Genomic DNA, 10,927 nt, shown 5'->3' with positions numbered 1-10,927 from the left:
ACGAATTGCTGCCGTGGGCGTGGGTCCGCGAAGATCATGTCAATGCCTGATTAAGTGCAAGCTTCGGACGCTTACGGGCGGGCAAAGTCAACTCATTCCCACGCTTTTCTTCGACTCTTCGAACTTCAGCCACTACCGACTCCCTGCACCAACGACGCGCAACTTCACCACAGCCGCGTACGCGACGTGCATTCACCAGGCGGGGTCCATGCGTTCCTTCGCGTTCAGCACTTCGGCCGTCGCATGCTCTTCATCAGGTTCGTAAACAGGGCTGTCCAAGCAGTCCGGCGCGCTCGTCCCCGAAGGGCGGTAGCCGGCAAGAGATAGCGGACATCCCCCGTTTCGCGGCCCCGCCAGGGAACGCCCACCGCGCGCGCGGATCTCTAATTTCGCTTCTCGTCAACATGCCTGGCGCAAACCCAGCGCTAATCCGTCGTCATGTGCCATGCCGCTACTGTGCAGGTTTCAACCGCAGCCTTCGCCGAATCCGACGTGGAAATCGGTCGCGCTGACCCACATCCGGTGCAGAATGCTCGCCAGCTTGCGCGACCGCGGTGATCGCGCACAACATGCTTGACCGTTTGGCGATCCGCAGGCCCCACGCCCGCAAGGCCGACCATTTCCTGACCCGCAGCAGCAGGCTTGCAGCCGCCTCGCAAAGCGCCTCCCGCACGGCGACGTCGCCCTGTTTGCTGATGCGCCCTTCGTAGTCGATCGACGTGCCGGAGTGGTGCCGCCTCGGCACCAAGCCAAAATGCGCGCCTACCGTTCGCGATCTGGCAAAGCGCCTGGGATCATCGACGTCGACCTTGAACGACAGGGCCGCAACGGGACCGACGCTAGAACCGTCATCAGGCGGCGGCATACAGCATCATGCTGGACCACCTGCAGCAGCACACGATGCAACCGATCGTAACCCTCAAGGATGGCGCAGCGCACATCCAACAATGCGTCGATGGTCATTACGAAGATCGGATCGCTGCGCTCGATCAGCTCGCGCAAGCGGGCTTCGTAGGCACCGCGGGCGACGGCTCCAACGAGCAACCCATAGGCCCGCAGTGCACCACGAACTTGGTTTTCGATGTCGATCAGTTTACGCTTGAGCAGCCTCCGGTTGGTCAGCAGCGTGCGCATCTTCTGCATGTCGATATTCGTGACATTGACGGCGCGGTACCAGCTCCACCGCACCATCCGCGCAATGCCGCGCGCATCGTTTCGGTCGGTCTTGTTGCGCATCGTCGACAGTGACACACGCATGTGGCGCGCTTCGACGACAATGAACGGAAGCCCGGCTGGCCGCAGTTCGCGATAGAGCCAGATGCCAAGCGATGACGCCTCGACTCCCACTCTCTCCAGGCGATCCGCGTAGTCCTCTACAGCGGAGCGGATCGCCGTTGGCTCGGTCGTGACCTTGAGCTCACGAACCTGAGACCTTCGCCATCGATAATGCAAAGACTGGTTTCTTCCAGACCGATGTCAACACAACGTAAAGCTTCATCGGAGCTCTCCTGTATGCGAACCACGACCTAAGGGCTCCAGATTCGGCCACACGGCGGCTATCCCCGTGCACCGATTTCTCGGAGCCCGATTTGAAGGTCTCACCCTCGTGCTTCCCAACTGTCCTCCCGCTTCCGCCAAGTCGACTCCTGCGTACCCCAGCGCTCGCCGGTTCACGCCATTGCTCATCGCGCGCCTCCAACTTCGGATCTCGCGCTGAACAGGCTCGCCCCCTCGGAATGATCGATAACATGGCGTGAACACCCGAAGAAGCGATCGCGTCGTTCGCAACGCTCCTGGCCTGTTGCCAATCTGGACTGCTCTTGCGTTCCGATTGCGTGACGAAGAGCGGGGCGACGGTCCAAGAGAGCTGGCCAGCGAGTCGACACTCTCACCAAGGTCGCGAGATTGGCGACATACGCTTGCGTCTCGGCCGGCAACGGTTCACCGGTGATATGCCATTCGTAGCGTGCTGGCCGGCATTGTATGCTGCAAACGCACCGGGCGCGCCATAGCGGTCAAGCAGTTCAGCTAGATACGCCGTGCCAGCCAAAATGTTGTCGCGAGCGTCGTAGGGATCGTTGCCAATACCAGGTCCCCGGCATGATTTGCATCAATCCCATTGCGCCTTTCGGCGATTTGGCGCGCACATCGCCGACGCTCTCCAGACGGATCACCGAGCTGACCCAGCGCACGGGCACTGCGAACCGTCGTGAGGCTTCTACAATGAATGGCGCAAGCACATTGCTAGCCTGATCCTTCACTGGCTGGCCAGCAAATTGCTCCCCGGCGAGAACGGCGCTGCTGCAGATCGTGAAAACGAACAGCAGTGGCACGACAGCCCAGATGCGCGCTCCAGACCGAGCCAAGCATGCCGTCGTGCTCGCGCCCGTCCAGGGTAAAGCCGCTTCGCGCCGGCCGTTCCGCCCTGGACCGCGGCTGCGCGCGTCATGTCGACCGAAATTGTGAGCCCGGTTCTGCAATCCGTTTGCCCTGGAAGCGCCAGCACGCGTTTGAGCATTGGCACGCCGACGGGCAGATGACGCCCTGAAGGACATGTAGCGTTCAATATCATTCAGAAATCTGTCGGCTATTGTGAGATCTTCGGCGAGCTCATCCTCTATGTGAGCAATCAACTCTCAACCGTATCGACATCAAACGGAGAAGACGGTGGCTTCGCCGCAGCTGTTCCAAGTCGCCTCTTCCAGACTCGACACGATTTTGGTCCCAGCTTCCGGCATGACAGTGCTGAGCAGCTGATACTGGGCAGCGGTGGCGGCCGGCCATGCGCCTCGCAACTTGTTAGCTGGAATGGATCCCTCCGCGAAGGCAGCGGCCATCGTCGATCTTGCGTCAACAGAGAAAGCCAACCGCTGGCTTTGCTTACAGCAGCGCAATCTCAGCGAATGACCAATCGTCGTGTTCTTCCTTCAGGCGATAGTGCTTGTGGGCATGGCCTGCAGCCGATCGGTCTTAACCGGCCGCCCTCTACGCCGACATGATCCTTTCCCTGCCAGCGGCGTGCAAGGGAACTGGCCTCATCAGGTCAACCGAAATCGCCGAACGTTTCTTTTTGTACGACACGCTGGCCAGGCGGTTGCCGGGCAGAGCCAAAAATCTTAGGCGCACAGCACTTATTGGTCTCAATCGCATGGAGAAAGCAATATGGCGCGTCGGGAAATCACACCGTTCAAGCGCACCATCCGGCGAGACCAGCTTCGCGAGATGGTCCCGCTTGCCGACAGCACCATCTATGAGATGGAGCAGCGCGGCGACTTTCCGAGACGTTTCGCGCTTTCGGCTCGATGTGTCGTCTGGGACCTTGCTGAGGTCGAAGCATGGCTGGCTGCGCGCAGGTCGACACCTCTCTCGCGCGCGCCACATCCTGACGTGAGGCAACGCCGAACCCGGCCGGTTAAAGGGCCGGGTCGGGCTGCACGAGCGGCATTGACGGCGGAATGAGTGCCGGGATGTATTTCTGGCCACCGATCCAGGCATCAACGATGTTGGACCACTCCTGCATCATATGACGACGCTGTACTTCGTATTCTGCCTTGTTGTAGACTCCCCTCGACGACCGTCCGTCCTCGTGCGCAAGGCACTTTTCGATCCAGTCGCTGTTAAAACCTAGTTCGTTCAGGAGAGTTGACGCCGTCCTTCGCAGGTCGTGAACCGTGAACGGCTCCAGCGGAAGTCCCTCCTTTCTTGCCTGCTCGACGACAAGATATGTGACGCGGTTAAACGTTGCTCGCGACATCGGAGCGTCGGCGTCATAGCGCGACGGCAGGACGTACTTCGAATTTCCTGCGCAAGTCTTCAACGCAATGAAGATATCGAGCACCTGGCGCGAGAAATACACGTTGTGCGCCTTGGAGCGCTTCATGCGCTCCTTGGGAATTGTCCAGACTGCATTCTCGAAATCGACTTCATCCCATGTGGCATCAAGCAGCTCGCTCTTGCGGACCATCGTGAGCAGATAGAGACGCATTCCCAGCCTGATGGTGGGCAATGTCGCGACATGTTCCAGTTGTTTGAGCATGATGCGAATTTCTGTCGGTGAAAGCGAACGGTCTCTCGGGACAAAGCTCGCGATCGACGCAGGTCCAACCTCGTCCGCTGGATTGGCAATCTTCTCGCCGTGCAGGATCGCAAACCCGTAGATCTGCTTCACGATATCGCGGACATGGATCGCTGTTGCAGGGGCCCCGCGCTCCACGATCGCAGCGCAATGGGCACGCAGATCGTCCGGTGCAATCTCATACAGGAGGCGCCTGCGCCAAACGGGAAGCAGCTCGCGTTCGAAGATCGATCGCCGCATTGCCCGCGTACTGTCGGCCATGGGTGCCGCGACGAGCCACTTCTCTCCGAGCTCGCCGAAACTCCTGGCTTCAAGGAGACGCCGCTTCTCGCGCTGTTTCTCGATCGCAGGAGAACGACCTTCACCGATTGCGCGCCTCGCATCGATGCATTTCTCGCGAGCGCGTGCGAGCGACAGGCCGGTCGGGCCGTACCTCCCGAGAACGACGGTCTCACGTCGGCCATGCAAACGGTAATCAAGCCTGAACGACACCGTTCCACCCGGCGTCACGAGCGCGTACATGCCGTCGCGGTCGGTGACTTTGTACGATTTTTCCTTTGGTCTCAGAGCTTTAAGCGCGGCATCTGTCAGCACGACTTCCCCTCCAGGCAAATCCCGTCGGCCACTTTTCAGCCGCGACTGGCCGGAATTTTCCTTGTTTTACAAATACTTGGACAAAGAAAAAATACCGTCAGACGCAGCATCGCGTGTGACGGTATCGATCAGGATCGGTGGTTTCAATGGGCTGTGACGCCGTCAGGCGCCCCGTCTGGCCAAATTTCTGCGTATCGATAGATATCGAACGTGGATAACGAATTCAGTCGTAAAATCAGTCTGTTAATTCGTGCAATTGGATGGAGCGGGATAGTCCCGGACGGACCCGAATTATTCCCACTCAATCGTCCCCGGCGGCTTGCTCGTTACGTCGTACACCACCCTATTCACGCCCTTCACCTCGTTGATGATGCGCGTGGCGGTCTCGCCCAGAAACTTCATGTCGAACTGGTAGAAGTCGGCGGTCATGCCGTCGGTTGAGGTGACGGCGCGCAGACCCACGACGTAGTCGTAGGTGCGACCATCGCCCATGACGCCCACCGTCTTCACCGGGAGCAGCACGGCAAACGCCTGCCAGATCTCGTCGTAGAGGCCGTGCTTGCGGATCTGGTCGATGTAGACGGCATCGGCCTTGCGCAGGATGTCGAGCTTGTCGCGCGTGATGTCGCCGGGGCAGCGGATGGCGAGGCCCGGGCCCGGGAACGGGTGGCGGCCGACGAAGATTTCGGGCAGGCCAAGCTCGCGGCCGAGCTCGCGCACCTCGTCCTTGAAGAGCTCGCGCAGGGGCTCGACGAGCTTCATGTTCATGCGCTCAGGCAGGCCGCCGACATTGTGGTGCGACTTGATCGTCACGGAGGGGCCACCGGTGAAGGAGACGCTCTCGATCACGTCGGGGTAGAGCGTGCCTTGGGCGAGGAAATCGGCGCCGCCGGTCTTCTTGGCCTCCGCGTCGAACACGTCGATGAAGAGACGGCCGATGGTCTTGCGCTTCACCTCCGGGTCGGTGACGCCTTCGAGCTCGCCGAGGAACTGCTTTGAGGCATCCACGTGCACGAGCGGGATGTTGTAGTGGCCGCGGAACAGATCGACCACCGTCTTGGCCTCATCGAGACGGAGCAGGCCATGATCGACGAAGACGCAGGTGAGCTGGTCGCCGATCGCCTCATGAATCAGCACCGCGGCCACCGCCGAATCGACGCCGCCGGAGAGGCCGCAGATCACCCTGCCCTTGCCGACCTGGTTGCGGATCTTCTGGATCGCCTCCTCGCGGAACGCGCGCATGGTCCAGTCGCCGGAAAGGCCTGCGATCTTGCGCACGAAGTTGCGGATCAGCTTGGCGCCATCGGGCGTGTGCACGACCTCGGGATGGAACATCAGGCCGTAATATTTGCGCTTCTCGTCCTGGATGATCGCGAACGGCGCATTCGGCGAGGTGCCGGCCACGGTGAAGCCCGGCGGCATCCTGGTGATGCGGTCGCCATGGCTCATCCAGACCTGGTGCTTGCCGCCGAGCGTCCAGGTGTCCTCGAACAGCCTGCTCTCGGCCTTCACCTCGACGTCGGCGCGGCCGAACTCGCGGTGGTGGCCGCCCTCGACCTCGCCGCCCAGCTGGGCCGCCATGGTCATCTGGCCGTAGCAGATGCCCATCACGGGCACGCCGGAGGCGAAGATCAGTTGGGGCGCGCGGGGCGAGCCCTCTTCATGCACCGATTCCGGTCCGCCGGAGAGAATCACCGCCTTCGGCTTCATCTCCTTGAAGGCCTCTTCGGCCTTGTTGAACGGGACGATCTCGCAATAGACGCCGTCCTCGCGAACGCGACGCGCGATGAGCTGCGTCACCTGGCTACCGAAATCGACGATAAGAATCTTGTCGTGCGCCGAGGCCACATGGGGCGACGACGGGGAGCGGTCGTGCTGTGCTGCTGTCATGGCAAGCAAATACGCGAGCGGGGACGGCCTCGCAATGCCGGAAACCGGCTTTCCAGCGGGAATTTTGGCCGATTTCGAGGGGAAATGGCCGCGTTGACCGGGGTGAGCAAAGCCTCACTTGCGCCGTGCCTGCCCCACACCGCTGAGCTGCGACGGCAGGGCGGAAAGGCCCAACATGCAGCGCAAGATAGAAAAGTCATACGATTCGCGATCCGCGCGCGCCGCCTTGAAGTAGCCTGAATATCTCGTTATATTTCAAGGATCGATACTTGGCCGAACGACTGGGCCGCTTCGCCTCGTTTTTGACGGGCGCGCACGCTTCAGATGATTTCCCCAAAACATCGACCAATCCGGATCATGGGCGCATCGATGCGTACCGGTCCACGTGCGTACTATCAAACAAAGGATATCCCCATGGCTATGGGCACCGTGAAGTGGTTCAACAATCAAAAGGGTTTTGGCTTCATCCAGCCGGATGACGGCGCCAAGGACGTTTTCGTTCACATCAGCGCAGTCGAGCGTGCCGGTCTCAGCACCCTCAACGAGGGCCAGAAGGTGTCGTTCGACATCGTCGCAGACCGCCGCAGCGGCAAGTCTTCCGCCGACAACATCCGCGCCGGCTAGTAGGCCCGCGCAACGCGCCAGGGCGCTCTGACCACGGACGTACTGGCAGAGCGTAAGCGATCAAGCCCCGCCACCGAGCTTCGGTGCGCGGGGCTTTGTTTTGGCGCGGGACAGCACTGCCTCGCGCACCGCTGTCATTCCCCGCGAAAGCGGGGAATCCAGTACGCCGCGGCCTATCGATTCACTGGATCGCCCGGTCAAGCCGGGCGATGACAGTTGTGATTGTGGATTCCGCTTCGCCCTTCGAAGGTGAGGTTACGCGGCCCTCTTCAGCACCGAGATGAAGAACCCGTCCGTGCCCGTACGGCGTGGCGTCATCAGCCAGCCTTCGGGCGATCGCAGCGCGGCCTCGGCAAAGGCTTCCGCCTTGTCCCAGAGCACGCTCGCGGTCTGCTCACTCGGCACGACCGAGAACTCCGGATGGCGCGCCACGAACGCCCTCACCTGCTCGTCGTTCTCCTCCGCCAGCACCGAGCAGGTGATGTAGGCGATGCGGCCGCCCGGCTTCACCAGCGGCACGGCGCGATCAAGCACCTCGACCTGGTCCTTCAGCCGGATCTCCAGGGCGCCTGGGCGCATGCGCCATTTGGCGTCGGGGTTGCGGCGCCAGGTTCCGGTTCCCGTGCAGGGGGCGTCGATCACGACGAGGTCCGCGGTGCTGCGGATATCGGCGAGCGGATCGGCCTCGCCCTTGGGCGTGCGGATCTCCGCATTGTGGACGCCCGCGCGCGACAGCCGCTCATGGATGGGGGCGAGCTGGCGCTTGTCGCGGTCGGTCGCGATCAGGCGTCCCTTGCCCTGCATGAGGGCCGCCAGCGCCAGCGTCTTGCCGCCGGCGCCGGCGCAGAGATCGATCACCTGCTCGCCGGGTTTTGCGGCCGTGAACAAGGCCGCAAGCTGCGAGCCTTCATCCTGCACTTCAATGGCGCCCTTGATGAAATCCTCTTCCGACTGGATGCCGGGATTGCGCGCGTCGGCGCCAAGCTCGATGCGCAGGCCGTTCGGCGACCATGGCGTCGGCTGCGCCTTCAGATGAGATAACCGGCCGAGAACCTTGTCGCGACTGCCTTTCAGCGTGTTGACACGCAGATCAAGCGGCGCACGGCTCGCCATTGCGGCAGCTTCCGCTGCACGATCCTCGCCAAAGATTTTTGCGAGGTACGGATCGAGCCACTCGGGATAGTCGCCGGCAATCGCAGCCGGTGCGTCCTTGAGGGAACGCGAGGCCAGCGCGGCCTGCTCGGCGTCGGTCAGCGGCGCCGGCGCATAGCGGTTGCCGTCGAACAGCGCAGCCATGGTCGGCGTGTCCATGTCGCGCTCCAGGCGCAGCATGCCGATCAGGCGGGCGCGCGCCGTGCCTGCGTCCATGAGATACGCGCTGGAGGCGTAACGGCGCAGCACGTCCCAGACAAGGCCCGCGATCGCGGCGCGGTCGCCGGAGCCGGCAAAGCGATGTGCAGTGCCCCACTCCTTCAGCGCCTTCGCCGCGGGCACGCGGTCTTTCTCGATGGTGTCGATCAGTTCGATGGCCGCGGACAGCCGGGCAGCAGGGGTCATGTGAATCTTTCAGATCAGGATCGGCGCGCAAAACGCTCAGATCAGCAACAGAATCTTCAGCGCGAAGTAGATCCACATCGCGAGCAGCACAAGCATGCTGGCGAGCCAGATCGTCGAGCGCTGGCCGAGGTCGTTCGAGTTGACGAAGACGCCGGCATGGGCGAACCGCGCCACCACGAACACCCAGGACATCAGCACGATGAAGAGATCGGCATGGCGCAGCGGCAGCGCCAGCGCGATCAGCACGTAGAACAGCACCGGCAGCTCGAACTGGTTGGCAAAGCAATTGGCGATCTGCGTGGCGCGCTTCGGCCAGTTCGGCTCGCCGAGCGCAATGTCGCGGATCTTGGTCTCGCCGGAGACCAGCGTCTCGCGGCGCGCCAGCGCCATCCAGATCAGGAGCGCGAAAGTCAGCGCGACCTGAACGAAGACTGGCAGCAAAACCATTTGAACGGACATCGGAATCCTTCCCGCTTGGTGCGGAGGGCGAGACCGTCATTAGCCGCCACCGCTGGCCCTGACAATCAACGACTTGAACCGCCGTTCCCGGTTCCGCGACCAACTATCGATAGTTAAAGCGATTTTGGCCTCTTCTCCCGCGCGACCTGCGAGCCGCCACCATGACGCTGTTGTCGTCCCTTTCCGCCCTGTTCGGCGATTCCGCCGATGGCGGGCTCGGAATCCTGATGTCGGCGCTGGCCGGGATCGCGGCGGCCCTGGCGGTCGCGATTACCCTCACCGTCTATTTCCGCACCGGCTACCGCACCCGGCGCGATGTCGTGCGACATGTGATCGCGGCACTGGCGGCCTTCGGGCTCTTCGCCTTCGTCGCCTACGACATGCGCGGCGCCGCGCTCGCCTATCTCGGGCTCAATCCGTCCAAGCCGGCGGTCGAGTTCGAAATCCGCTTGCCCAAGGGGGCTTTAGTGGAAGCTTCTGACACCCAGATCGAGCTCCACACCGATCGCAACCAGCGTCTCGCTCAAGTCGAGGGCACGGTCGACCTCGCCGACGGCCGCAGCGTGCTGAAGGGTGCGGTGGCGCTCGACCATCGCACCAGCGATCGCCGGCTGGTCGTGAGCCTCGCCGGCAAGGGCACCTTCGAGTTCAGGCTTCGGCTAGCAGCCGATCCCGCCCACACCGCGCAGTTCAGCCCCTGGCATCTCGCCGACCGCGTCGTCTCGCCGATCGCAAGCGCCGTCGCGCCGCAGGACGCCTTCGCGATCCGCTACCGCGTGCTTTAAACTTTGTTCGATCGCAAACGATGCGCGCGTCGTCATCGCTCCGACAAGCGAGTGCGGATATGCTGATCCCATGCCCGAATTTCGCCTCACGCAGATCTCCGACACCCATCTCGGCCGCCGCTTCCCGGGCCTCATTGCGAATTTCCACAGGGTCGCCGAGCACATCGACACCGCGCGCCCGGATCTCGTGATCAACACCGGTGACGTCTCCTTCGACGGCCCGACCAGCCGCGACGACATGGAGTTTGCAAAAACCCTTCACGACGCCCTGCCTGTGCCGTGCCGCTATCTGCCGGGCAATCACGACATCGGCGACAATCCGACCGCGATCGGGCCTGCGCCCGCGCCGCCAGTGGACGAAGCGCACCGCCGGCAATTCTGCGCCGTCTTCGGCCACGACCATTGGCAGTTCGAGGCGGCCGGCTGGTGCTTTATCGGCCTCAACTCGCTGGTGATGAATTCGGGACTTGGGTTCGAGCGCGAGCAGTTCGACTGGCTCGCCTCGCAATTGTCGCGCGCGAGCGGCAATCCGATCGCGCTGTTTGTGCACAAGCCGCTGTTCCCCAACAGGCCCGACGACCCTGAAGCGTTCGACACTGCGATCCGCTACGTGCCCCAGCCGGCGCGGGCGCGCCTGATCGAGATGATGGCGGGCGCAGATGTTCGCCTCGTCGCGAGCGGTCACGTCCATCAGCGGCGTGATTTCACCTATGGCCGCACCAGGCACGTCTGGGCGCCTTCGGCCAGCTTCGTGATCTCCAGCGATGCGCGCCAGGTGCGCATCGGCATCAAGGAGACCGGTCTCGTCGAGTACCGCTTCCAGCCCGACAGTTTTGAGGTCCGCCAGGTCAGGGCCGCCGGCCAGGTCGATGTCGACATCGAGGAATTGCTGGCACAGATGGGCCAGCCTCATCCTTAGGCACCTCTCCCTACTATAGCACCT

General features: G+C 62.4%; 12 protein-coding genes and 1 pseudogene. 4 read left to right on the top strand and 9 right to left on the bottom strand.

What is annotated here, in order from left to right; genetic code table 11:
• Positions 1-451: 451 nt before the first annotated feature.
• The 5 genes and pseudogenes from Q2941_RS33465 to Q2941_RS33445 all read right to left on the bottom strand — a co-directional run.
• Entirely contained in the window at positions 452-865 is a 414-nt protein-coding gene (locus Q2941_RS33465; protein WP_458195088.1) for a transposase, read from the bottom strand.
• Complete coding sequence (locus tag Q2941_RS33460; protein ID WP_458195087.1) at positions 763-1,452, bottom strand: IS110 family transposase; 690 nt, start codon at positions 1,450-1,452, stop codon at positions 763-765. Before Q2941_RS33460 ends, Q2941_RS33465 begins: the two co-directional genes overlap by 103 nt.
• 436 nt (positions 1,453-1,888) lie before the next feature.
• Positions 1,889-2,050, bottom strand: a complete 162-nt coding sequence (locus Q2941_RS33455) for a lysozyme family protein (protein ID WP_458195086.1) — start codon at positions 2,048-2,050, stop codon at positions 1,889-1,891.
• Positions 2,025-2,333 carry a transglycosylase SLT domain-containing protein gene (locus Q2941_RS33450; protein ID WP_458195085.1) on the bottom strand — a complete coding sequence of 103 codons (309 nt, stop codon included), beginning with the start codon at positions 2,331-2,333 and terminating at the stop codon, positions 2,025-2,027. Before Q2941_RS33450 ends, Q2941_RS33455 begins: the two co-directional genes overlap by 26 nt.
• A 116-nt stretch (positions 2,334-2,449) precedes the next feature.
• Positions 2,450-2,539: pseudogene (locus tag Q2941_RS33445) on the bottom strand (S26 family signal peptidase); the annotation flags it as partial.
• A 623-nt stretch (positions 2,540-3,162) separates the two neighbouring features.
• On the opposite strand from Q2941_RS33445, the gene Q2941_RS33440 reads away from it, so the two are divergent.
• Positions 3,163-3,459, top strand: coding sequence for a helix-turn-helix transcriptional regulator (locus tag Q2941_RS33440; protein ID WP_254112744.1), 297 nt, complete (start codon positions 3,163-3,165; stop codon positions 3,457-3,459).
• Here Q2941_RS33440 and Q2941_RS33435 read toward each other — a convergent pair.
• Both Q2941_RS33435 and guaA read right to left on the bottom strand, forming a co-directional pair.
• Positions 3,413-4,669 carry a tyrosine-type recombinase/integrase gene (locus Q2941_RS33435; protein ID WP_254112746.1) on the bottom strand — a complete coding sequence of 419 codons (1,257 nt, stop codon included), beginning with the start codon at positions 4,667-4,669 and terminating at the stop codon, positions 3,413-3,415. The genes Q2941_RS33440 and Q2941_RS33435 overlap by 47 nt on opposite strands.
• Positions 4,670-4,960: 291 nt before the next feature.
• A complete protein-coding gene (guaA, locus tag Q2941_RS33430; RefSeq protein WP_458195084.1) occupies positions 4,961-6,559 on the bottom strand; it encodes a glutamine-hydrolyzing GMP synthase in 1,599 nt (532 codons plus the stop codon).
• Positions 6,560-6,973: 414 nt separating this feature from the next.
• Here guaA and Q2941_RS33425 point away from each other — a divergent pair, with 414 nt between their 5' ends.
• Positions 6,974-7,183, top strand: a complete 210-nt coding sequence (locus Q2941_RS33425) for a cold-shock protein (protein WP_027526965.1) — start codon at positions 6,974-6,976, stop codon at positions 7,181-7,183.
• 255 nt (positions 7,184-7,438) lie between these two features.
• Here the strand turns inward: Q2941_RS33425 and Q2941_RS33420 are convergent, their stop codons facing one another.
• Together Q2941_RS33420 and Q2941_RS33415 are read right to left on the bottom strand one after the other, a co-directional pair.
• Entirely contained in the window at positions 7,439-8,740 is a 1,302-nt protein-coding gene (locus Q2941_RS33420) for an RsmB/NOP family class I SAM-dependent RNA methyltransferase (protein WP_027526966.1), read from the bottom strand.
• 36 nt (positions 8,741-8,776) lie between these two features.
• Positions 8,777-9,199 carry an MAPEG family protein gene (locus Q2941_RS33415; RefSeq protein WP_027526967.1) on the bottom strand — a complete coding sequence of 141 codons (423 nt, stop codon included), beginning with the start codon at positions 9,197-9,199 and terminating at the stop codon, positions 8,777-8,779.
• A 161-nt stretch (positions 9,200-9,360) separates the two neighbouring features.
• On the opposite strand from Q2941_RS33415, the gene Q2941_RS33410 reads away from it, so the two are divergent.
• Entirely contained in the window at positions 9,361-9,984 is a 624-nt protein-coding gene (locus tag Q2941_RS33410) for an acriflavin resistance protein (protein WP_254112752.1), read from the top strand.
• Positions 9,985-10,054: 70 nt separating this feature from the next.
• Entirely contained in the window at positions 10,055-10,903 is an 849-nt protein-coding gene (locus Q2941_RS33405) for a metallophosphoesterase family protein (RefSeq protein ID WP_458195083.1), read from the top strand.
• Positions 10,904-10,927 lie beyond the last annotated feature (24 nt).

It is taken from the genome of Bradyrhizobium sp. UFLA05-153, from assembly GCF_054185185.1.
Note: the sequence above shows the minus strand (reverse complement) of the source record. Positions and strands in the feature narration are given on the sequence as shown.